The sequence below is a fragment of the Streptomyces sp. NPDC001717 genome (assembly GCF_042892775.1).
Lineage (GTDB): Bacteria > Actinomycetota > Actinomycetes > Streptomycetales > Streptomycetaceae > Streptomyces.
The window spans coordinates 18,208-39,985 of record NZ_JBIAUK010000013.1 but is presented as its reverse complement, the minus strand read 5'-3'; the positions used below and the strand labels follow the sequence as shown (position 1 = coordinate 39,985).

At 73.0% G+C, this 21,778-nt stretch carries 16 protein-coding genes and 1 pseudogene; 9 read left to right on the top strand and 8 right to left on the bottom strand.

Going from position 1 to position 21,778, the window contains the following annotated elements; all coding sequences use genetic code 11:
• Positions 1–3: 3 nt before the first annotated feature.
• Both recQ and ACFYZL_RS21500 read left to right on the top strand, forming a co-directional pair.
• On the top strand, positions 4–1,995 hold the full coding sequence (gene recQ / locus ACFYZL_RS21505; protein ID WP_384743606.1) for a DNA helicase RecQ: 1,992 nt from the start codon (positions 4–6) through the stop codon (positions 1,993–1,995).
• Positions 1,986–3,096: pseudogene (locus ACFYZL_RS21500) on the top strand (CehA/McbA family metallohydrolase). The gene recQ and the pseudogene ACFYZL_RS21500 overlap by 10 nt, the downstream one beginning before the upstream one ends.
• Before the next feature lie 24 nt (positions 3,097–3,120).
• On the opposite strand, the gene ACFYZL_RS21495 reads toward ACFYZL_RS21500, so the two are convergent.
• Positions 3,121–3,939, bottom strand: coding sequence for a dienelactone hydrolase family protein (locus ACFYZL_RS21495; protein WP_388680932.1), 819 nt, complete (start codon positions 3,937–3,939; stop codon positions 3,121–3,123).
• Positions 3,940–4,051: 112 nt separating this feature from the next.
• Here ACFYZL_RS21495 and ACFYZL_RS21490 point away from each other — a divergent pair, with 112 nt between their 5' ends.
• Both ACFYZL_RS21490 and ACFYZL_RS21485 read left to right on the top strand, forming a co-directional pair.
• The gene (locus ACFYZL_RS21490) at positions 4,052–4,978 is read left to right on the top strand and encodes an ABC transporter ATP-binding protein (protein ID WP_384743601.1); all 927 of its coding nucleotides are present in this window, start codon (positions 4,052–4,054) and stop codon (positions 4,976–4,978) included.
• Complete coding sequence (locus ACFYZL_RS21485; protein ID WP_384743598.1) at positions 4,975–5,796, top strand: ABC transporter permease subunit; 822 nt, start codon at positions 4,975–4,977, stop codon at positions 5,794–5,796. The genes ACFYZL_RS21490 and ACFYZL_RS21485 overlap by 4 nt, the downstream gene beginning before the upstream one ends.
• A 78-nt stretch (positions 5,797–5,874) precedes the next feature.
• Here ACFYZL_RS21485 and ACFYZL_RS21480 read toward each other — a convergent pair whose 3' ends face one another.
• Positions 5,875–6,795, bottom strand: a complete 921-nt coding sequence (locus ACFYZL_RS21480; protein WP_384743596.1) for an MBL fold metallo-hydrolase — start codon at positions 6,793–6,795, stop codon at positions 5,875–5,877.
• A gap of 101 nt (positions 6,796–6,896) precedes the next feature.
• Here ACFYZL_RS21480 and ACFYZL_RS21475 point away from each other — a divergent pair, with 101 nt between their 5' ends.
• Both ACFYZL_RS21475 and ACFYZL_RS21470 read left to right on the top strand, forming a co-directional pair.
• Positions 6,897–7,793 (top strand): helix-turn-helix domain-containing protein, encoded by an 897-nt coding sequence (locus tag ACFYZL_RS21475; RefSeq protein ID WP_384743593.1) that lies wholly within the window; start codon positions 6,897–6,899, stop codon positions 7,791–7,793.
• Between the two features lie 92 nt (positions 7,794–7,885).
• A complete protein-coding gene (locus tag ACFYZL_RS21470) occupies positions 7,886–8,695 on the top strand; it encodes an N-formylglutamate amidohydrolase (protein ID WP_388680927.1) in 810 nt (269 codons plus the stop codon).
• A gap of 58 nt (positions 8,696–8,753) precedes the next feature.
• Here the strand turns inward: ACFYZL_RS21470 and katG are convergent, their stop codons facing one another.
• From katG to ACFYZL_RS21440, 6 genes are all read right to left on the bottom strand, one after another.
• Positions 8,754–10,943, bottom strand: coding sequence for a catalase/peroxidase HPI (katG, locus tag ACFYZL_RS21465; protein WP_384743588.1), 2,190 nt, complete (start codon positions 10,941–10,943; stop codon positions 8,754–8,756).
• A 227-nt stretch (positions 10,944–11,170) separates the two neighbouring features.
• Entirely contained in the window at positions 11,171–12,733 is a 1,563-nt protein-coding gene (locus ACFYZL_RS21460) for a mucoidy inhibitor MuiA family protein (RefSeq protein ID WP_384743585.1), read from the bottom strand.
• A gap of 8 nt (positions 12,734–12,741) precedes the next feature.
• Positions 12,742–14,817, bottom strand: a complete 2,076-nt coding sequence (locus ACFYZL_RS21455; RefSeq protein WP_388680924.1) for a DUF4139 domain-containing protein — start codon at positions 14,815–14,817, stop codon at positions 12,742–12,744.
• A gap of 64 nt (positions 14,818–14,881) precedes the next feature.
• Positions 14,882–15,712 (bottom strand): VOC family protein, encoded by an 831-nt coding sequence (locus ACFYZL_RS21450; protein ID WP_388680921.1) that lies wholly within the window; start codon positions 15,710–15,712, stop codon positions 14,882–14,884.
• 90 nt (positions 15,713–15,802) lie between these two features.
• The gene (locus ACFYZL_RS21445; RefSeq protein ID WP_384743577.1) at positions 15,803–16,966 is read right to left on the bottom strand and encodes an agmatine deiminase family protein; all 1,164 of its coding nucleotides are present in this window, start codon (positions 16,964–16,966) and stop codon (positions 15,803–15,805) included.
• Positions 16,967–17,212: 246 nt separating this feature from the next.
• Entirely contained in the window at positions 17,213–17,806 is a 594-nt protein-coding gene (locus tag ACFYZL_RS21440) for a TetR/AcrR family transcriptional regulator (protein ID WP_384743575.1), read from the bottom strand.
• 177 nt (positions 17,807–17,983) lie between these two features.
• Between ACFYZL_RS21440 and ACFYZL_RS21435 the strand changes: the two genes are divergently transcribed.
• The 3 genes from ACFYZL_RS21435 to ACFYZL_RS21425 all read left to right on the top strand — a co-directional run bounded on the left by ACFYZL_RS21435 (position 17,984) and on the right by ACFYZL_RS21425 (position 21,745).
• Positions 17,984–19,618 (top strand): serine/threonine-protein kinase, encoded by a 1,635-nt coding sequence (locus tag ACFYZL_RS21435; protein ID WP_388680917.1) that lies wholly within the window; start codon positions 17,984–17,986, stop codon positions 19,616–19,618.
• 66 nt (positions 19,619–19,684) lie between these two features.
• Positions 19,685–20,263: a TetR/AcrR family transcriptional regulator gene (locus ACFYZL_RS21430; protein WP_384743570.1), complete on the top strand. Its 579-nt coding sequence runs from the start codon at positions 19,685–19,687 to the stop codon at positions 20,261–20,263.
• A 468-nt stretch (positions 20,264–20,731) separates the two neighbouring features.
• Positions 20,732–21,745, top strand: coding sequence for an agmatine/peptidylarginine deiminase (locus ACFYZL_RS21425; protein ID WP_384743568.1), 1,014 nt, complete (start codon positions 20,732–20,734; stop codon positions 21,743–21,745).
• The last annotated feature ends 33 nt before the right edge of the window (positions 21,746–21,778 follow it).

Genomic DNA, 21,778 nt, shown 5'->3' with positions numbered 1-21,778 from the left:
CGAATGGCCCTTCCGGACGCGTCCCCCGAGATCTCCGATGCTCTGCGTGTGCTCCACCGCGTCTTCGGATACGACTCCTTCCGCGGCGAGCAGCAGGAGATCATCGAGCAGGTGATCGGTGGCGGCGACGCCCTCGTGCTCATGCCGACCGGCGGTGGCAAGTCGCTGTGCTACCAGATCCCGGCGCTCGTCAGAGAGGGCACGGGCGTCGTGGTCTCGCCGCTCATCGCGCTGATGCAGGACCAGGTGGACGCGCTCACCGCCCTCGGCGTGCGGGCCGGATTCCTCAACTCGACGCAGGACCAGTACGAGCGGCAGGCCGTCGAGCAGGCCTTCCTCGCCGACGAACTGGACCTGCTCTACCTGGCGCCCGAGCGGCTGCGCATGGAGGGCACCCAGCGGCTGCTCGACCGCGGCAAGGTGGCGCTCTTCGCCATCGACGAGGCGCACTGCGTCGCCCAGTGGGGCCACGACTTCCGGCCCGACTACCTCGCGCTGTCCATGCTGCACGAGCGTTGGCCGAAGGTGCCGAGGATCGCGCTGACCGCGACGGCCACCGAGGCCACGCACGCGGAGATCGCGTCGCGGCTCGGCCTGGAGGACGCCCGGCACTTCGTCGCCAGCTTCGACCGGCCGAACATCCAGTACCGCATCGTCGCCAAGAACAACCCGCTCAAGCAGTTGCTGGAGCTGATCCGGACCGAGCACGACGGGGACGCCGGAGTCGTCTACTGCCTCTCGCGGGCCTCGGTGGAGAAGACGGCGGCCTTCCTGGCCGAGCAGGGCATCGACGCCGTGCCGTACCACGCCGGGATGGACGGCCGGGCCCGCGCCGCGAACCAGTCGCGCTTCCTGCGCGAGGACGGGGTCGTGGTCGTGGCCACGATCGCCTTCGGCATGGGCATCGACAAGCCGGACGTGCGCTTCGTGGCCCACCTGGACCTGCCGAAGTCGGTCGAGGGCTACTACCAGGAGACCGGCCGCGCGGGCCGCGACGGCGAGCCGGCCACGGCATGGCTGGCGTACGGCCTCCAGGACGTGGTCCAGCAGCGCAAGATGATCGACGGCTCCGAGGGCAACGAGGCGCACCGCCGGTCGCTGGCCATGCACCTGGACGCCATGCTCGCGCTGTGCGAGACGGTCGACTGCCGTCGGGAACGACTCCTGGAGTACTTCGGGCAGCTGGGCGGCCCCTGCGGGAACTGCGACACCTGCCTGACGCCGGCCGAGTCCTGGGACGGCACGGTCGCCGCGCAGAAGCTGCTGTCGACGGTGTGGCGGCTGGCGAAGGAGCGGCGCCAGAAGTTCGGCGCGGGCCAGATCATCGACATCCTCCAGGGCAAGAAGACGGCCAAGGTCATCCAGTTCGACCACGACGCGCTGTCCGTGTTCGGAGTCGGGGCGGACCTCGGCACCGCGGAGTGGCGCGGGGTCGTGCGGCAGTTGCTGGCGCTGCGGCTGCTGGCGGTGGAGGGCGACTACGGCACGCTCGTCCTCACGGACGACAGCGGCGAAGTGCTGGGCGGGCGGCGCAAGGTCACCATGCGCAAGGAGACGGCGGCGGCCGCCGCTTCCTCCCGGAAGGAAGCCGGGTCGCGCAAGGCGAAGGGCTCCCGCGTACCGGTCGACCTGCCGACCGCGGCGGTCCCGGTCTTCGAGGCGCTGCGCGCCTGGCGGGCCGCGACGGCGAAGGAACAGGGCGTGCCGGCGTACGTCGTCTTCCACGACGCGACGCTGCGGGAGATCGCGACGCGGGTGCCCGGCACGGTGGAGGAGCTGGGCACGATCGGCGGGGTCGGCGAGGCGAAGCTCGCGAAGTACGCCGAGGGCGTGCTGGACACTCTGGCCGGGGCGAACGCCGCGGTCCCGGCGCCGGGCGGGCCGCCGGAGGCGGAGTCCGTGGCGCGCTCTCGGCCTGCGGCCCCGCACGATGAGGAGGAGGAGCCGCCGCCGTTCGACGACGAGATGGACCCCCCGTGGGACGACTGGGAGTAGCCGCTGCGCGGGGCCGTTCCCGCCCCGCCCTTCCACCGTTCCCCCGGGGCTCCGCCCCGGACCCCGCGCCTCAAACGCCGGCGGGGTTGGAGGCCCGGGGACGTTCACCCGTCTCCTACCGCTACGACAAGCCGTCCACCCCGCCCGGCACCCCGGGCAACGCCCTCGACATCGGCCTGTTCGACCGGCGCGGCACCGCCCTCGGAGGCCGCGGTTTCCGGGGCTGGTCCGGGGGCGCCCGCAGCGAGTTCTTCCTCCGCGCCGACGAAGCGACCCCCGGCTACCTGCCCGGCCCGCTGGAGCCCGGCCGCTGGTACGTCGCGCTCGGCCCCTACACCGTGGCCCCGCAGGGCCTGTCGTACGAGATCACCGCCGAGTTCGTCCACGGTGAGCCGGCCGTCCCGCGTCGACTGGCGCCACCGCTCCCGCGACGGCCGCTTCGAGCGGTTCGCCCGTGCCGTCCGGCAGGCCGGCGGACTCGTCGTCCCCGCCCACCCGCACGCCACCTGCATCGGTTGCGCCTGGAAGTTCGGCTTCGGTGAGGCGGACGCCGTGGAGGTGTGGAACGGCGCCTGGACCCCCGACGACGAGGTGTCCCTGGCCTCCTGGGACGCCACCTTGCGCGGAGCACGCGGGGAGCGCCGGCTCCCGGCCCTCGCGCACAGCGACTACCACCGCGACCCGGACCGCGTCGGCGGACCGCAGACGGTCGTCCTGGCCGACGACCTGTCGCGCACGGCGATCCTGGCGGGCCTGCGGGCCGGTCGCGCCTACGCCGCGGAGTCCTCGGCCGTCTCCGTCGACTTCACCGCCGTCACCGCGCGCGGTGCCCATGCGGGCATCGGAGAGCGGCTGCGGCCGTCCGATCCGGCCGCGGAGGTCCTCGTACGGCTGTCCGTGACCGGGGCCGAGGGGTGTGACCTGCGGCTGGTCACCGACCAGGGCCCGGCCTTCACGGCGCCCGGCGCCACCTCCCTGGAGTGGCGTACGACGCCCGCCCGGGCCGCGTACGTCCTAGCGGAGGTACGCCACCCGGCGCAGGCGCCCCCGCTGCCGGGGCCGCCGGCCGCCTTCACCAACCCGATCTGGCTCGATGCCTGACCGGAAGGATCCGAAAGGGACGGCTTAGGCCAGCAGCCGGGTGCGGACGAGGTCGAGCACCTGGTCCAGCGCCTCCCGGGTCGGTTCCCCGGGGGCGTCGATCAGGTGCTCGGTCAGCACCGAGTGCGGGGGCAGCAGGGCCTCCGGGTTGGCCGCCCCGTCCTCCAGTTCCACCGCTACGAAGGCCTCGCCGAGCTCGCGCCGCAGGAACGCGAACCGGTCCCCGGGGACGAACCTGTCGCTCTTGAACCGCAGCCCCATCACCTGCAACCCCTCGCGCTCGCACCGACCCCGTACGACGGCCAGGTCCGCCGGGCTGATGTCGATCGTCCGCGACCGGCCCGCCGAGACGGCCAGCGGCAGCGACGGCTGCGACAGCACCGGGGCGACCAGCCGGGGATCGGTGGCCATGGCCAGGGCGAAGCCCCCGGTCAGGCACATGCCCACGGCTCCGACGCCCGGGCCGCCGCACCGCTCGTGCTCGTGCGCGGCCAGGGCCCGCAGCCAGTCCACGACCCGGGAGCCACGCCCCGTGGCCAGCAGGGTGAACTCCCGACTGACGCACACCTTGAGCATCGACGAGACCCCGTACCGGGCGGCGGCCGTCCGGCCGTGCGCATCGGGGTGGGGATCGCGGCCGGGCTCGCCGAACAGCACCGGGAGCACGACCGTGCAGCCGATCGCGGCGACCCGGTCCGCGAACTCCAGCACCTTCGGCGTGATGCCCGGTATCTCGGCCATCACGATCACGGCGGGCCCGGTGCCGCGCCGCAGGATCCGACGTTCGGTGCCCCCGTGGGTGAACGTGCCCTTCTCGTAGCCGGACAGATCGTGGTCCGTCATGAATCCCCTCGTCCCCTGCGCGCTCCGGATCGTGCCGGGAGATCTTCGCCGGCCCCGGGGGAGTCTGGCACGCGCGGGGGCGTGCCCGGGGGCGCGGGCGGAGACTGGGGGTATGCGGGTGGATTCGCGTGCCATCGAGCTCGGCGGTCTGACCAAGACGTACGGGCCGGTCGTCGGGATCGAGGCGCTGAGCCTGACCGTGGACGAGGGCGAGGTGTTCGGGTTCCTCGGCCCCAACGGAGCGGGCAAGACGACCACCCTGCGCTGCCTGACGGGGCTGCTGCGGCCCACGGCCGGGCAGGCACGGGTGCTCGGCCTCGACCCCGTACGCGACCACCGCCGGCTCGCCGGGGCGCTCGGCTACCTCCCGGGCGAGCTGCGGTTCTACCCGGAACTCACGGGCGCGCAGACCCTGGACCTGCTGTGCGCCCTCCAGGGCGTGCCCGCCCCGAGCCGCGGCGAGCTGTGCGAGCGGCTGGGGCTGACCGAACCGGTGCTGCGGCGCACGGTGGGCGGGTACTCGCGCGGCATGAAGCAGAAGCTGGGGCTCGTACAGGCGCTCCAGCACGATCCCCGGCTGGTCGTGCTCGACGAGCCGACGGAAGGGCTGGACCCGCTGGTCCAGGAGACGTTCTTCGAGCTGATGGCGGAGGCGGCGGCCGGCGGGCGGACGGTGCTCCTGTCGAGCCACGTGCTGCCCGAGGTCCAGCGGGCCTGTGGGCGGGTGGCCATCGTCAGGGAGGGGCGGCTGGTGACGGTGGAGAGCGTCGCGGCCCTCCGGGAGGCGCGGGCCAGGCGGATCCGCCTGGACTTCGGCGACGCGAAGGGACCGCGGCCCCTGGGGCGGGCGGACCGGTGGGAGCCGCGGTGGGAGGGGGACCGGGTGGAGCTGCTCGTACCGCCGGTCGAGGTGGTGAGGGCCCTGCGGAGCCTGCTCGCCATGGGCGTGGCCGACGTGACGGTCGAGGAGGCGGGGCTGGACGAGGCCTTCCTGGACCTCTACCGGGGCGGCGCCGGCACCGTGCGGGAGGAGCCGTGAGCACGCGGTGGCCGCTGCTGTGGCTCGCGCTGCACCGGCGGCGGAGGATGCTGATCGCCCTCGTGGTCGGCATGGTCGTCTTCGAGACGCTCATCGTCGTGGTGGCCGACACCATCGCACCGGGGCAGCTGTTCGCCGCGGGCGGCAGGCGACCTCCGTCGGCGTTCCGGGCGTTCAGCGGATCCGGCGGGGACGTGTCGATCGCGAGCTACCCCGGACTGCTCGGGGCGGGGCTGATACACCCGTTCTGGATCGCCATGCAGCTGACCGCGATCGGCTCGCTGGCCGCGGCCGCGGTGGCCGCGGACGTGGAGTCCGGGACCGTCGAACTGGTCATGGTGCGCCCGGTGAGCCGCAACCGGCTGCTGACCGAACGGGCGGCGGCGCTCGGCGTCGCCGTCCTCGCCCTGAACGCGGCGGCCACGGCCGCGGTGGCGGTCGGAGTCGCGCTGTCGCCCGGAATCCACCGGGCCGTGCCGCTGAGCGGTGTGATCGCCGCCGGGGTGATGGGGTGCGGTTTCGCGTTCAGCGTGGCGGGTCCGGCGCTGGCCGTCTCGGCCGCGAGCAGCCGGCGGGCCCAGGTGGTCGGCGTGACGATCGCGATCGGAGCCGTCGGCTTCGCCGTGAACTTCATCGCCCTGGCCTGGTCGAGGGCGGCGCCGCTGAGGTACGTCAGCCCGTTCCACTACTACACGCCGGGCGACGCACTGGCCCGGGGCCAGGTGCTCTGGCCGCAGTTGGGCGTCCTCGTCGGCGTCGGAGCGCTCGGGCTCGCGTGCGCGTACGCGCTGCTCGGCAGGCGGGACCTCGCGCCCTAGTGCCATGAGCAGTCGACGCGGCCCGGGCGGACACCGGGGTGCACGGCGTCCGCCCGGCGGCCCGCGTCAGCCCTGCCGTCAGCCCTCGTCGCCCGGCGCGTACGAGTCGAACGGGGCCCAGCCCTTGATGGCGAAGCGGTTGCCGTCCCGGGCCACCTCGGCGGCGCCGTGACCGCCGAAGTGCGCCGGGATCAACAGCCCTCCCCGGTCGGCTGCCCAGCCGAGCAGCCGGCGCCGGGAGGCCCGCGCCCGCCCGGCGTCCTCGCAGAAGCAGCTGTTCGCGTCCGGTTCGAGGATCTGCACCGGGCTGTGCAGCAGGTCCCCGACGAACACCGCCCGGTCCGTGCCGGAGGCGAGGGTGACCACGGACGAACCGGGGGTGTGGCCGGCAGCCAGGTCCAGCCGCAGGTTCGCGTCGATCCGGTGGCTGTCGCCCTCCCACAGCAGGGTCCGGCCCGCCGCGTGGACGGGGGCGACGCTGTCCTCGAACGCTTCGACGTTGCCGTCGCCGAGGACGGACGTGTGGCCGTTGGCAGGGTTCCAGAAGTCGAAGTCGTCGCGGTGGATCAGATAGGTGGCGTTCGGGAAGGTCGGCACCCATGCGTCGCCGTCGAGGCGGGTGTTCCACCCCACGTGGTCCGCGTGCAGATGGGTGTTGACGACGAGGTCGACGTCCTCGGGCCGTACCCCGGCCCGGGCGAGGTTGCCCAGGAAGTCGGTCTCCTGCCGGTCCCAGGGCATGCCGGGGCGCGGCTTGTGGTTGCCGCCTCCGGTGTCGACCAGGATGGTGCGGCCCTCGCTGCGCAGCACCCAGGTCTGCAGCGCCGCGTTCGCGACGGGCGGGTCGCCGTCGACGAACTCCGGTTCCAGCCAGGCGGATTCCGCCTTCCAGACGTCCGTGCTGCTGTCGGGGATGAAGCCGTGGGGGGTGAGGCCGAGGGGTCCGTGGTACTCGCGGACCCGGCTGACGGTGACGTCGCCCAGTTCGATGGTGTCCATGGCCACCACACTCGGCGGCCCCGCCGGAAGCAGCCACACCCTCCGCTGCCTATCCCCGGCAGGGAGAGGCCGGCGGGCGGTCGCCCCCGGATACTGGGCGCATGGACGGACAGAGCTCTCTCGGCGCGTTCCTGCAGGCCCGCCGCGCCCGGCTGCGACCGCAGGACATCGGCCTCGACACGTACGGGGAAAGGCGCCGCGTACAGGGCCTGCGCCGGGAGGAACTGGCCCTGCTCGCCGGGGTCAGCGCCTCGTACTACGCACGCCTGGAGCAGGGCCACGCGCACAACGCCTCCCCCGAGGTACTGGACGCGCTCGCCCGCGCGCTGAGGCTGGAGGACGTCGAGCGCCGGCACCTGCACGACCTGGCGGGCGCCGCCGTCCGCCGCCGTCCGCCCCGCCGGCCCCCGGTGGAGCGGATCGCCCCGGCGACGCGCGCCCTGCTGGACTCCATGCCCGACGTGCCGGCCGTCGTCACGGGCCGGCGGACCGACATCCTGGCCTGGAACCCCCTGGGCCACGCCCTGTTCGCCGGCCACCTGGACCCCCTCGCACCGGACCGGCCCGCGGACCGCCCCAACAACGCCTCGCTCATGTTCCTCGACGCCCACACCCGGGAGCTGTACGCCACCTGGGAGGACAAGGCCCGGGCCGTCGTGGCCGGTTTGCGCTACGCGGCGGGCCGGCACCCCGACGACGCGGCCCTCGTCGCCCTCGTCGGGGAACTCAGCATGCGCAGCCCCGAGTTCGCGACGATGTGGGCCGACCACCGGGTGCGTCCCTGCACCATCGCCGAACACCGGCTGCGGCACCCGCTGGTGGGCGCGCTCACGGTCACCCAGCAGGCGCTGACGATCTCCGAGGACCAGATCCTGGTCGTGGCGACCGCCCCGGCCGGCTCGCCGTCACACACGGCCCTGCGCCTGCTGGCGCAGGCCACGAGGACCGGGCCGACGGCGGCCCCGGCGCCCATGGAGGAGCGCGTCGGCGGCACTTGACCCCCACCGCCCCCGGGGGAGGATGGGGCACGTCACGCCCTGCCGGGCGCCCGGCTTTTCGAGCACGGTCCCGTCTCACCGAGGAAACGCCCATGAACCACTCGCCCGAGCCCGAACCCTTCCGACTGCTCGCCGGCGCCGACACCTCGCCGGTGATCCTGCACGTGCCGCACTCCTCACGCGTCATACCGCAGGTCGTACGTACCGACATCGTGTTGGACGACCGGGCGCTCGATCTGGAGCTCGACCACATCACGGACTCCCACACCGCCGACATCGCCGCCGAGGCCGCCACCCGTGCGTCGGTCGCGCCGTGGCGGTTCGTCAACGGGCTGTCCCGGCTGGTCGTCGACCCCGAGCGGTTCCCCGACGAGCGCGAGGAGATGCTGGCCGCGGGCATGGGGGCGGTGTACACGCGCACCACCCACCGGGAGCGCCTGCGCCCGGACGACTTCGACGGCCGGCCGCTGATCGAGCGCTGGTTCCACCCGTACGCGGACGCCATGACGCGGGCCGTGCAGGAGCGGCTGGAAGCCGCCGGGCGGGCCGTGATCATCGACGTGCACTCCTACCCCACGCGGGCGCTCCCGTACGAACTCCACGGCGACGGCAGCCGCCCGCCGATCTGCCTGGGCACGGACCCCTTCCACACCCCGGCCGGGCTCCTCGCGGCGGCGGAGAAGGCGTTCGCGGGCTTCGGCGGCACGGGGCTCGACAGCCCCTTCGCCGGCACCTACGTGCCGCTGGAACACTACGGCCGGGACGCCCGGGTCGGTGCGCTGATGATCGAGATCCGCCGCGACGTCTACATGACCGAACCGGGCGGCCCCGCCGGCCCCGGCCTGGGCGCACTGGCGGCCGCGCTGGCGGAACTCGTCGACGCAGTCGGCCGGGAGGGCTGAGGGCGCCGCCGGGACGACCCGGCCGGCCGGTGGGGACCGGCCGGCCGGGCCCGCGGGCTCAGGCGAGGTCGAACCGGTCCAGGTTCATGACCTTGACCCACGCCGCCACGAAGTCACGCACGAACCTCGCTCCGGCGTCGGCGGACGCGTACACCTCCGCCAGCGCCCGGAGCTCGGAGTGCGCACCGAAGACGAGGTCGACCGCGGTGGCGGTCCACTTGACCTTGCCCGTGGAGCGGTCCCGGCCCTCGAAGACGTTCTCGTCCGCGGCCGACGCCTTCCACTCCGTACCCATGTCCAACAGGTTGACGAAGAAGTCGTTGGTCAGCGTCTCCGGCCGGTCGGTGAACACTCCGTGCGGGGACTTCCCGAAGCCGGCGTTCAGGGCCCGCATGCCGCCGATGAGGACCGTCATCTCGGGCGCCGTCAGCGTCAACAGATTCGCCCGGTCCAGCAGGAGCGTCTCCGGCGACAGCTTCTCGCCCGCCGGGAGGTAGTTGCGGAACCCGTCCGCACGGGGCTCCAGAACGGCGAACGACTCCACGTCGGTCTGCTCCTGCGAGGCGTCCGTGCGCCCCGGGGCGAACGGGACCGTCAGCTCGTGCCCGGCGTTCTTCGCCGCCTGCTCGACGGCCACGGACCCGGCCAGGACGATCAGGTCGGCGAGCGAGACCCTCGCCCCGCCGTTCTGCGCGGCGGCGAAGTCCTGCCGGATCCCGTCGAGGACCCGCACCGTCTCGGCCACCTCGGGCCGGGCGTTGACCTCCCAGTCCTTCTGCGGCGCGAGCCGGAGCCGCGCCCCGTTCGCCCCGCCCCGGTTGTCGGTGCCGCGGAAGCTCGCCGCCGACGCCCAGGCGGTCGCGACCAGTTGGGAGACGGACAGCCCCGAGTCCAGGATCCGGGCCTTGAGGTCGGCGACCTCCCGCTCCCCTACCAGCGGGTGATCGACCGCGGGGACCGGGTCCTGCCACAGCTGGGCTTCGGGGATCCACGGGCCGAGGTAGCGCGAGAGCGGGCCCATGTCGCGGTGCAGCAGCTTGTACCAGGCCTTGGCGAACGCGTCCGCGAGCCGGTCGGGGTTCTCGTGGAAGCCCTTCGCGATCGGCCCGTAGACCGGATCCAGCTTCAGCGAGAGGTCCGTCGTCAGCATCATGGGAGCGTGCCGCTTCGACGCGTCGTGGGCGTCGGGCACCGTGCCCTGGGCCGAGGCGTCGGTGGGGGTCCACTGGTGCGCACCGGCCGGGCTCCTCGTCAGCTCCCAGTCGTACCTGAACAGGTTGTCCAGGTAGCCGTTGTCCCACTTGGTCGGCTCGGTGGTCCAGGCGCCCTCCAGCCCGCTGGTGATCGTGTCGACGCCCACGCCGCTGCCCTGGCTGTTCCTCCAACCGAGGCCCTGCTGCTCGACGGGGCAGGCCTCGGGCTCCGGACCGACGTACTCGGGGGAGACCGCTCCGTGGCACTTGCCGAAGGTGTGGCCCCCGACGATGAGCGCCACCGTCTCCTCGTCGTTCATCGCCATGCGCCCGAACGTCTCCCGGATGTCCCGGGCGGCCGCGATCGGATCCGGGTTCCCGTTGGGGCCTTCCGGGTTGACGTAGATCAGGCCCATCTGCACGGCGCCGAACGGGCCGGTGAGCTCCCGGTCGCCGGTGTAGCGCTCGTCTCCGAGCCAGGTGTCCTCCGGCCCCCAGAAGATCTCCTCGGCCTCCCAGATGTCCGGGCGTCCGAAGCCGAACCCGAAGGTCTTGAACCCCATCGACTCCATGGCGCAGTTGCCCGCGAAGACCAGAAGATCCGCCCATGAGATCTTCTGCCCGTACTTCTGCTTGACGGGCCACAGCAGACGGCGCGCCTTGTCGAGGCTCGCATTGTCCGGCCAGCTGTTCAGGGGTGCGAAACGCTGCGCGCCCGAGCCGCCACCGCCCCGGCCGTCGGCGATCCGGTACGTTCCCGCGGCGTGCCAGCTCATCCGGATGAAGAGCGGCCCGTAGTGACCGTAATCGGCGGGCCACCAATCCTGTGAATCCGTCATCACCGCGATGACGTCCCGCTTCAGGGAATCGACGTCCAGGGTCGCGAATTCCTTGGCGTAGTCGAAGTCCTCGCCCAACGGATTGGACTGGGGTGACTGCTGGTGGAGGACCTGGAGGTCCAGCTGGTTCGGCCACCAGTCCCGGTTCGTCCTCGGGGGAGTCGGGGTGGGGGTCGGGGAGGAAATTGCGGGGTTCTCGCTTTCGCTGCCGGACACGTCCGTCCTTCTTCCTGTCGCGCTGTTCCATCTGTCGGTTCGGCGTCCGTATGGTCGCGCACCGCAGACCTCACCGCCACGAGAACACGCAGGGCGTCGCGTCCGGCAATCAGCCGAAGTCCGTTCGGGTGATGCGGGGAAAATCGGATGGTCTGTTCATCGGAATGCGGGCCGCTTTCCGTGAGCCCGAAAAGGTGAAAAGGAACGGGGAATCCGGCCCGGACGGCTCAGAGCCCGGCGACCTTCGAGCTCGCCGACAGCTCGTACACGAGGGTGACCGTGCGACGTCCGCCGGGAGGCAGGGAGACGTCCCAGCGGGCGATGCCCTCGGCGTCCACCGCCTCGGGCGCCGGGGAACAGGCGTCCTTCCTCAGGCGCACCTCCACCGCCGAGACCTCGGACACCGGGATCCGCTCCCGGAGCACGACGACCCGGTTCCCGCGCTCCCCGGGGGCGGAGAACCGGGACAGGTGCAGCCGCACCGTGCGGGTGACCACGGTCCGCTGCATGATCCCCGCGGTGTCGCGGGACTCCTCGGTCTGCCGGACCACGCCGTGGTCGTCGCAGCTGCCGAACGCGAGCTCCACGGGCGCGCCCGGCGCGGTGAAGTCCAGCGTGCCCCGGCCGCTGAACCCGCTGCCGCGGACCAGGTCCACGGGCCCGGCGAGCAGCGCGTGCCCGGACAGGTTGTCGAACCGCACCACCTGCGTGACCAGCGGCGACAGCTCGGGTGAGCAGGCGTACTCGCTGCTCGCGGGCGCGGTGAAGACGGAGAGCGGCACCCGGTGGGCGCGGCCGTCCCCCGGCACGGAGACCGGGACGGGAGAGCTCAGCACCCGCGCCTCGCCGCCGTCGTCCACGCCGGGCAGACCGAGCACGGCGGCCGGGCCGAGGTCCCCGATCTCCTCCTCGCGCAGCTCGACGTCGACCGTACGGCGCTCCGCCGCGGAGCGGTCCTTGAGCGTCAGGACGTCCTCGCCCAGCCGCGGCGGGTCGCCGGCCAGAGCCGAGCGGGCGGTCGACAGCGTCAGCCGTACGTCCGACCAGTCCTCGCCGGTGCGCTGCCAGACCACCGCGTCGGTCTCCAGCGTCAGCGCGTCCCCCTCCAGCACGGCCCGGTAGGAGGGTCGCCACAGCGCGCACGGGGTCAGGTGGCCCAGGCGCAGACCGACCGGCCCGGCCGCCGCGGCCTCCACGGTCAGCTCGACGTGGCCGACCAGCTCGGTGGGCTCCTCCTCGGAGAGCTGCACGGCCCGCCGGATCTCGCCGAGCTCGACGGCCAGTGCCGCCAGCCGGGTCTCCACGGCGCGCAGCCGCTCCCCGTGGGTGTCGCGTTCCTCGTCCACCCGGTCCAGTTCGCCGGACCAGCGGGAGAGTTCGGACTCCCCGGAGCCGGCCCCCTCGCCGATCTCGCGCAGCAGGTCGGCGGCGAGGCGGTCCAGCAGGCCCTGGCGGGTGAGCAGCCGGTCGCGCCGGCGCTCCAGGGCCGTGCGCTCCTCCTGGAGGGCGTGCACGCGATGGCGCAGGACGGAGTCGTCCTCGGCGGACGGCAGCGGCCCGCGCGGCGTCCAGCTGCGGACGATCCGTACGTCGAGGACGGTCGCCGGGTGTTCGCCGGTCAGCTCGGCGTGCAGCGTCCGGTCGACGGCCAGCGCACTGACCGGCCCCAGACGCAGTCGCTGGACGCCCGCCTCCAGATCGAGCACGGTGCTGCGCTCGACATGGGCACGGTCCTCCAGGCACGTGACGGCGGTGACCGGAAGGGGGATCGGCTTCGGGACCCGGGACATGATGGTTGTCAGCTCCTGCGGTTGCCGCCGACCAGGGCCTTGCCGGTCGGGATGCGGATCTCGTAGCCGCCGTCGAGGGCGGCGGTGGCGCCGGCGGGGAGGTCGAGGCGCCAGATGCGGGTGCCCGGGGCATGGTGTTCGGGCCCCTCGCCCTCCAGGGGTGTCGTCCAGTCGGACCGTTCCTCGATCCGGACGTCCGGTTCGGAGGTGACCGGCACCCGCTCGCGGACCTCGACGGTGACGGGCCCCGCGAGCCGGTTGGACAGCTCCACGTGGACACGGTGGTCGAGCACGGTGGTGTTGCCCCGAAGACCCGAGGTCGACTCGTTCAGGTTCGTGCGGCGGGTGACCCGGACGCCCTCGGCGGGCCCGAGCCCCACCCGGCGGACGCCGCCGGGCGCGAGCGTGGGCAGCGCGGCGGTCAGCAGGAAGTCGTCGTCGACGACGACCTCCACCGGACCGGCCAGCAGCGCCTGGTCGGTGGCGTTGGAGAGCACCAGCGTCGCGTACACCGTCTCCTCCACGGACGGCACGCAGAGGTACTCGGTGCGCAGACCGACCGCGATCTCGCCGACGGTGACGGTGTGCCAGGTGCCGTCCGACGGGATGTCGGCGCGGGCGGCGGCGTCGAAGCGGTGGTCGAAGGACCCGGCCGACTCGCGGGGCCGCACCGCCCGCCCGGGCAGCGGCAGCGAGGCCACCGCCTCGGCCCGGCGGCGGCACTCGTCCGTCACCGGGTCGGAGACCGGGCCGGGGAACAGCCGGCCCCGGCGGGAGCCCGGCTCCTCGGGGCCGCACAGGACGAGGGAGGCGTAGTCGAGCTCGGCGCCGCTCGGCCGCGGCGGACCGGACACCGGCTCCGGAGCCGGTGCGGGCGGCGGCGCGGCCATGCCGGGCGCCACGGGCGCGGCAGACGCCGCGGGAGCAGCGGGAGCGGGGGGCGCCGGGCGCCCGGCGAACCCCATGCCGCCGCCACGCGGCCTGCCGGCCGAGCGCGGGGCGGACGCGGCGGCGAAGTCCGGCATCGCACCGCCGGCGGCACCGGGCACGAGGGTGGCAGGGCCGGCGCCGTAGGCCTGCGGGACCGGCGCCGAAGCAGGTGCGGGCACGGGCAGCGGCGGGGGAGGCGGCGGCGGAACGGGCACGGCCGCCGTGCGCGGGCGGGGGCCGGCCGCCTCGTACGCGGTAAACAGGTCCGCGAGCCCCGCGGGCGGCTCGCGCCAGCCGGAAGGCGCCGGAGCGGGCTGACGGCGCCCGATCCGGATCGACCGGAGCCTCGGCAGATCGGTGCGACGCCGCAGGTCGGCGGTGGCCAGGGCGACGCGGACGCCGGTCCAGTCCTCGCCGGTCCGCTGGGCGACCGAGGCGCGGAGCACCAGGCGGCCCGTACCGTCGCCCTGACGGTGGGTGAGACGGTAGGCCGGCACCCAGACGGCGCCCGGCACCCCGTACTCGACCTCCACCTCCACCTCGGAAGCGGAGGCGCCGTCGAAGGTCAGGACCGCGCAGACCGTGGTCTCGACGTGCGCCGCCGGTGCGTCGGTGGAGGCGCGGGAGAGCCGGTCGGTGGCGACGGCGAGCTCGTGCCCGAGGTCGCGCAGCGCCTCCTCCAGCTCGACGAGACGGGCGTGCAGTCCCTCCAGCCGTTCGTCGACGAAGTCCGCGAACTCCAGCCAGGTGTCCACCGGGGTACGCCGGTGCGGGGCCTCGGGCTCGCGGACGGGCGGGACCGGGTGGAGGTTCGTGACCTCCTCGATGCGGCTCAACTGCCGGTCCCTGCGGCCCTGCGCCGCCGCGTGCTCGTCGCGCAGCCGCTCGACCTCGCGCCGCAGCACGTCCGGCGTGTCCGTACCGAGCGGCTCGGCCTCCACCTCCACCCGGGCCTCGGTGACCCGCACCCCCGGGGAGCCCAGGACACGGGCCCGCAGCGAGCCCGGGTCCAACGAGCGGGGCAGTCCCGTCACCCGCACCCGGCCGTCGGGGGGCACGGTGCCCCGGGCCAGGCGGCGGCAGAGCGCGCCCTGCGCGTACACCACGACCGAATCGAGGGTCGCCCCCCACCTCTGATCTGCATCTGCAGCCATGTGCTCCGCCCCCACCGCGTCCGTGCCGACCGAAGCCTACGCCCGATCGGGTGGGGGCAGGGCACTAACTCCCGGCAGAGGCGGCGGGGGTGAGCAGGAGGAAGTCGGCGTTCGACGGGTCGAGGCAGACGGCCATCCGGCCGATGCCCTCGGCATCCGTCGGCCCCATCTGCACGCTGCCGCCGTTGGCGGTGACCGCGGCGACCGCGGCGTCGCAGTCGGTGACGTTGAAGACCGGGTGCCAGTACGGCCGTCCGTTCGCCAGGGAGAGGTGCTCCGCGGGCAGTTCCAGCAGACCGCCCTGCATGCGCTCCTGGGGGAGTCCGGCCGGGGTGATGAGGGTGTACGTGCCTTCGCCGCCCGGCATCGGAATGTCGCCGAACTGCCAGCCGAGGACACCGCCGTAGAACTCCCGCGCGCCCGCGGCGTCGCTCGTGTACAGCTCCGTCCAGGACAGCGAGCCGGGCTCGTCGACGAGTTCGACGCCGCTGTCCTTCCCGGGCTGCCACACGGCGAACTGGCCCCCCGCCGGGTCGTCGTACTGCGCCATCCGGCCCCATTCGCCGAGGTCCCTCGGCGCCACCCGGACCTTGCCGCCCGCGCGCTCGACGAGCCGGGTCGTGGCGTCCGCGTCGCTGACGCTGTAGTAGATCATCCAGGCCGAGCGCGCGCCTTCCTCGGTGAGCTTGCCGAGCCCGGCGACCAGCTTGCCGTCCTTGCGGAACATCCCGCCTTCCATGCCGCCGCCGTCCGCGTCCCCTCCCTCGCCCGTCCCGCCCATGGGCTCGTACTCCCATCCGAGTACGGCGCCGTAGAAGGCTGCGGTGGCACGGACGTCGGGGGTCCCCAGGTCGAGCCAGCAGGGGGATCCGGGGACGAAGTCGGTGGTGATCATCGCGCTTGCCTTTCGGGATCGAGTACGACCCCAGCCTGGCACCGGACCCCGCCGCCCGCCCGTCGACCCGGCCGCCCGTCGACCCGGCCGTCAGTCGGCCGGCTTGCCGGGCTGCTCGTGGGTGGAGCAGTGGATGCCGCCGCCGCCCGAGGCGATGGTGTCGATCTTCACCGGCACGATGTCCCGCTTGGGGAAGTGCTCCTGGAGGATCCCCCGCGCCCGGTCGTCGGCCTTCGCGTCGCCGAAGCGGGGCATGAACACCGAGCCGTTGGCGACGTAGAAGTTGGCGTAGGTCGACACGAAGTCGTCGCCGTGGCCCGTGATCCTGTCCAGGTCGGGCTGCGGCAGGTCGACGATCTGCAGGCGGCGCCCGCGGGCGTCGGTCGCCTTGGACAGGACGGACCTCGCCTGGTCGGAGGAGCGGGACCAGGAATCGGGGGGCGAGCCCGGGAAGGCCTTGTCCAGGAGGACGACGCCCGGGGCCGCGAACCGTACGAGGCTGTCGACGTGCGCGTCGGTGATGTCCTCGCCGCGCACGCCGGCCAGCCAGATCACCTTCTGGACGCCGAGGGTCTGCTTGAGCTCGGCCTCGATCCGGTCCCGGCTCTTGCCGGGGTTGCGGTTGTCGTTGACGATCGAGCTCTCCGTGATCAGGAGGGTGCCCTCGCCGTCCGTCTCGAAGGAGCCGCCCTCGGCGACCAGCGGCGCCTGGATGCGCGGGATCTTGTACTTCTCCAGCAGCTTGCGGCCGACCTGGGCGTCGTTCGTGTGCTCCTGCTTGTTGCCCCAGCCGTTGAAGTTGAAGTCGACGCCGGCGAGCTTGCCGCCGTCCTCGATGAACACGGGGACGGTGTCACGGGCCCACAGGTCGTCGACCTCCATGGGGATGACCTCGACGCCGGAGCCGCACGCCTTCTGGGCCGCGGCCTGCTGGTCGGGCCTGGCCATCATCACGACGTACTCGTACTGCGCGATGGCGCGCGCCACGCGGGCGATGTCCTCCCGTACGTAGGGGAGGTCCTGCTCCCACACGGAGGCCAGCGCGGGCCAGGACATGAAGGTGCGCGTGTGGCTCTCCCACTCGGCGCCCAGATGCCGGGGCCCGGTCGGCGCGGGCGCCTGGCCGGAAGGGGTGGCCTTGGTGCCGGGTTGTCCGGTTTCACCGGGGCCGCACGCCGCGGCGCCGAGGGCGAACACGCCGACGCCGGCGAAGGTGCGGAGGACCGCACGGCGGGATGCAGAGAACGCGGACACGGTTGACTCCGATCGTGAACTGGCGGGATGAAGTTAGCCGTGGATGCCGGGCATCGCGGGGACGCGTGGCGCAGGGACGACGATCGGGGCCTGCTTGGAGCACAGCGCGTCAGCTTCACCGTACGTGGGGTCGGTCCGCCAGGGCGGGGTGAGCCGCCATGCCGCCACTCTGGCATTGACTGAACTTTCAGTCAATTTCATGGGCGCGTGATGCGCGGAGAGGGGGCGGGGAGAGGTGGGCGGCGGTCAGTTCCCGCCCAGTCGGCGCAGGTGTCCCAGTTCCACTTCGACGGCGTCGAGCATCAGCTCGCGGGCGTGCGCCACCTGCAGTACGCCGCTGAGCCAGCGCATGCTGAGCCCTTCCAGCAGCGCCGTCAGCCGTTCCGCGGAGGCCGTGAGCGCGGGGGCGGGCGTCAGCGGCTGCGCGCACGCGAGCAGGTAGGCGACTTCCTGGACCCAGCTCAGGCCGGCCTTGGCCAGGTCCTCCCGCAGCTCGGGCTCGAAGATCGCGCTGGCGCGCAGTTCGCCCCAGGCCGTGCTGTTCTCGCGCACCGCGGGGGCGTCCTGGAACTCCAGCAGGAGGGACTGCTCCAGGGTCTCGCGCGGGTCCTCCGGGAAGGCGTCCGTGTCGTCGGGGCTGCCGGTGTATCGTTCCGCGCGGTCGTTGATGAACTCCAGGGTGCGGCGCAGGATGCCGGCCCGGTCCTTGAAGTGGTAGTAGACGAGCGCCGTGGACACCCCGGCTTCGGCCGCGAGTTCCTCCACCCGCAGTCCGCGGACCCCCCGCCGGGCTATGAGCCGGGCGGCCGCTTCCAAGATTGCCGTTCTGCGGTCCGTCACTGCCTGATCCCCTCCTCACGTGTCTCGGCCATCATCGTCTCACATTGACTGAATCTTTAGTTAGCGGCACGATGCGGGGGCAGTCGGCTTCGCCCTGCTCGGTGCCGGTCGGGGCCGTGGAGGCACCGGGGCGGGCCGCGTCCTGCGCTTCGTACATATCGCCGAAAGAGCCTCCGCATGTCCGCTCAGCTTCCCGGTGTGCAACACGCCCACAAGGCACTGTCCGCCGACGACCCCCATGAGATCGGCGGCTACCGCCTCCACGCCCGGCTGGGCTCCGGCGGCATGGGGGTGGTCTACCTGGCCTACACCCCGGGAGGCCGCCCGATCGCCCTGAAGGCGGTGCGCGCGGACTTCGCCGGAGACCCGGAATTCCGCCAGCGCTTCGCGCAGGAGGTCGCGAGCGCGCAGCGCATCCACGGCCTGTTCACCGCCCAGGTGGTCGATTCGGGGGTGGACGCCCCCACGCCTTGGCTGGCCACCGCCTACGTGCCGGGCCCGACGCTGCACGAGGTGGTGCAGCGGTACGGTCCGCTGCCGGTCCGCACGGTGCTGCTGCTCGTGGCGGGGATCGCCGAGGCGCTCCAGGCGATCCACCGGGCCGGGGTGGTCCACCGGGACCTCAAGCCCGCCAACGTCCTGATCGCCGAGGACGGTCCGCGCGTGATCGACTTCGGCATCGCGCGGGCCGCCGACGCCACCGCGTTGACCGGCGTCGGACTGCGGATCGGCACCGCCGCGTTCATGGCACCGGAGCAGGCGATGGGGCTGCCGGTCACCCCGGCGAGCGACATCTTCGCCCTCGGGTCGCTGGCGGCGTTCGTGGCCGGGGGAGTGCCCCCGTTCGGAGCCGGGGCGGAGTCGGCCGCCCTGTACAAGGTGGTCCACGAGCAGCCCGACCTCGGCAGGGTGCCGCACGAACTGCGCGAGCTCGTGTCGTGGTGTCTGGCCAAGCGACCCGAGGGCCGCCCCACGCCGGATGAGCTGATCGCCGCCGTACAGGCCCACCCCTCCGTGGGCCACCGCCTGGAGTTCACCGACGGATGGCTCCCGCACCACGTCAGCAGCGAGATATGGGGGAGCGCCCAACAGCCCGCCGCCGGCCCCGCCGCCACCCCCAGTCCCGGCCCGGTCCCCACCCCCACCCACCACCAGCGGACGATCGCCGCCCCCGCGGCCCCGTCCGCGCACCCCGAGACCGGCGCCCGGCCGGATCAGCCCGCTCCCCGCCGGGGCCGGCGGCGCGGACGCCGGCTGCCGGTCACCGCTCTGGCCGCGGCCTCCGTACTGGTACTGGGCGGCGCCGCGGTCTACTACCTGGACACCCCGGAAGAGCCGGAGGTCGAGGCCCCGGCCGCCTCCGCCGGCCACACCTCGCCGCCCATCTCCACGCCGGTCACCCCTTCGCCCTCTCCCTCGGCCCCGTCCTCGTCGGCCGGATTCAAGGCCGGCTACGCCAACACCGAACTGACGTCGCCGGACGCGGCCTACGAATTCGACCTCAAAACGGGAAAGGTGGTCCCGGCGGAGAGCGCCGCCTGGTACCTGGCCCGCACCCAGACCGAGTTCGTCGCGCCCGAGGACAGCGACGCCTTCATCGCGGCCGGGAACGACCTGGGCCCCGCCGACTGCGCCCGGGGGGTCGAGACCCAGCCGGTGACCACGATCGCGTTCAGCGCCCTGAGCGGCGGGCGGCCCTTCTGCATCCGCAGCGCCGACCAGAAGGAGATCGCCATCGTGCGACTCGTCGCGGCCGCGCCGGGCGGCGGACCCGTCACGGTGGTGGTCAGTCACCACAGGCGAACGGGGTGACGAACGGGGTGACCGACCAGGGCACCCGTTGCCCGTGGCCCCGAACAGCCGGGTAAGGTTCGGCGCATGGCCCGACGCACATCCATTCTCGAAGCGGCCGCCCGGGTGATTGCCAGGAGCGGTGTCCGTGGCCTGCGCGTGGAGGAGGTGGCCGCGGAAGCGGGCGTGTCCACCTCGCTGCTCTACTACCACTTCAAGGACCGCACCGGGCTCCTGCGTTCGACGCTGGAGTTCATCAACGACCGGGCCGAGCGCTACACCGCCGAACGCGACGAGGACGCGGAACCGCTCGGCCCCCGCGAGGAACTCGTCGAGACCCTCCTCCTGGAGCTCCAGGACAGCGCGGAGGTCAGGGAGAACAGCACCGCCTGGGGCGAGCTGCGGGCGAGCGCCGTCTTCGACGAGGTGCTGCGCGAGGACCTGGCCAGGGCGACCCTGGTCTGGGTCCAGGAAGTCGCGGCCCTGCTGGGCCAGGTCGAGCCGATGGCCCCGGCGGCGGCACTGGCCGCGGCCGGTGAGCGGCTCACCGCCCTCCTGGAAGGTCTGAGCATGCGCTGGCTCAGCGGCGGGCTCCAGATCACTCATGCGCGTGCGCTGATGGAAGGCGCCATCGACGTCGAGCTGGCGCGGCTGCGCGGGAAGTAGTCCCACGCGCCCCCGTCCCGCCCTCGAGGGGACGGGGCCCTCGCCCCGTGCGTCCGTACGCGCCTGCGCCCCTGCACCCTCCTGTGCTTCGTGATCCGACCGTGTTGCCTTCCGTTCACCTCGTGTATTGACTGATTTTTCAGTCAGTGACAGCATCGCACCTGATGTGAGCCGCGGCCGTGGAGCCGCCGGGCCGCAGTGAACCCCTCGTCGCCCTGCCCCGTGAGGCCGGGTCCCCTGAGTCGCCTGTACTTCCTGTGACCGGCCGGGCTTTCCGGATCATGTCCTGGACAAAGATCTGACAGGAATTTCAGAATCCTGTTGGTTGTGACGTCCAGGCTCTTGACTGAATTTTCAGTCGAGAGGAAGATTTCAACCACCGCGTACCAGCCTCTGGCTCGAATTGGCCCAGCGCCACACCGACTGCCGCTGACAGGTACTTCTGGCGAGAAAGAAGAGAGACACGAGATGACCGCCTTCCGTATGCCCGCCGAGTGGTCCTCCCACGACGGGTGCCTGATGGCATGGCCCACCCGCACGGACCTCTGGGGCAGCGTGCTGGACGACGTCAAGGAGGAGTACGCGAACGTCGCCCGCGCCATCTCCGAGTTCGAGCCGGTGACGATGGTCGCCCCGCCCGGCTTCGGCGACGACGCCCGTACCCTCTGCGGCCCGGACGTCACCGTCATCGAGATGCCGCTGGACGACTCCTGGTTCCGCGACTCCGCCCCGCTGTTCGTGCTCGACGGCGACGGCCGGCGCGCGGGCGTGGACTTCCGGTTCAACGCCTGGGGCGGCAAGCACCACCCGTTCGACTCCGACGACCGGATCAGCGGCCTGCTCCTGGAGCACCTCGGGGTCGAGCGCATCCACTCCGACATGATCCTGGAGGGCGGCGCGATCACGGTCGACGGCGAGGGCACGCTGATCACCACCGAGCAGTGCCTGCTCCACCCGAACCGCAACCCGGGCATGAACCGGGATGAGATCGAAGCCGAACTGAAATCCCGCCTGGGCGTCGTCAAGGTTATCTGGCTTCCGTACGGCGGCCTCCTGGACGAGGAGACCAACGGCCACGTCGACGGCGTCTGCGCCTACGCGGCCCCCGGCAAGGTGGTCATCTCCCTGCCCGACGATCCCGCGCACCCCGACTACGCCCGGATGCGCGCGAACCGCGCGGTGCTGGAAGCCAGCACCGACGCGCAGGGACGCAGCCTGGAGATCGTCGAGGTCACCCAGTCGGCGTTCGCCGATCTCGCGGGCGGCGAGATCGAGGTGTCGTACCTGAACTACTACGTGGCCAACGACGGCATCGTCGTCCCGGTGGCGGGCCTGCCCCAGGACGAGGAGGCCATGGCCGTGATCGCGTCGGCGTACCCGGGCCGCAAGGTCGTCGGGGTACGGGCGCTCGCGATCGCCTTCGGCGGCGGCGGGGTCCACTGCATCACGCAGCAGGTCCCCTCGGTGCGCGCCGACGGCTGACCACCGCGGACCGACCGCTCCTGACGGGCCGGC

What these genes read in the sequence shown, in the direction of transcription:
- ACFYZL_RS21450 (WP_388680921.1), bottom strand. Translation starts at nt 15,712, where the DNA reads ATGATCACCACCGACTTCGTCCCCGGATCCCCCTGCTGGCTCGACCTG.
- ACFYZL_RS21460 (WP_384743585.1), bottom strand. Translation starts at nt 12,733, where the DNA reads ATGTCCCGGGTCCCGAAGCCGATCCCCCTTCCGGTCACCGCCGTCACG.
- ACFYZL_RS21480 (WP_384743596.1), bottom strand. Translation starts at nt 6,795, where the DNA reads ATGGACACCATCGAACTGGGCGACGTCACCGTCAGCCGGGTCCGCGAG.
- ACFYZL_RS21425 (WP_384743568.1), top strand. Translation starts at nt 20,732, where the DNA reads ATGACCGCCTTCCGTATGCCCGCCGAGTGGTCCTCCCACGACGGGTGC.
- ACFYZL_RS21455 (WP_388680924.1), bottom strand. Translation starts at nt 14,817, where the DNA reads ATGGCTGCAGATGCAGATCAGAGGTGGGGGGCGACCCTCGATTCGGTC.
- recQ (WP_384743606.1), top strand. Translation starts at nt 4, where the DNA reads ATGGCCCTTCCGGACGCGTCCCCCGAGATCTCCGATGCTCTGCGTGTG.
- ACFYZL_RS21495 (WP_388680932.1), bottom strand. Translation starts at nt 3,939, where the DNA reads ATGACGGACCACGATCTGTCCGGCTACGAGAAGGGCACGTTCACCCAC.
- ACFYZL_RS21435 (WP_388680917.1), top strand. Translation starts at nt 17,984, where the DNA reads ATGTCCGCTCAGCTTCCCGGTGTGCAACACGCCCACAAGGCACTGTCC.
- ACFYZL_RS21430 (WP_384743570.1), top strand. Translation starts at nt 19,685, where the DNA reads ATGGCCCGACGCACATCCATTCTCGAAGCGGCCGCCCGGGTGATTGCC.
- ACFYZL_RS21475 (WP_384743593.1), top strand. Translation starts at nt 6,897, where the DNA reads ATGGACGGACAGAGCTCTCTCGGCGCGTTCCTGCAGGCCCGCCGCGCC.
- ACFYZL_RS21470 (WP_388680927.1), top strand. Translation starts at nt 7,886, where the DNA reads ATGAACCACTCGCCCGAGCCCGAACCCTTCCGACTGCTCGCCGGCGCC.
- ACFYZL_RS21490 (WP_384743601.1), top strand. Translation starts at nt 4,052, where the DNA reads ATGCGGGTGGATTCGCGTGCCATCGAGCTCGGCGGTCTGACCAAGACG.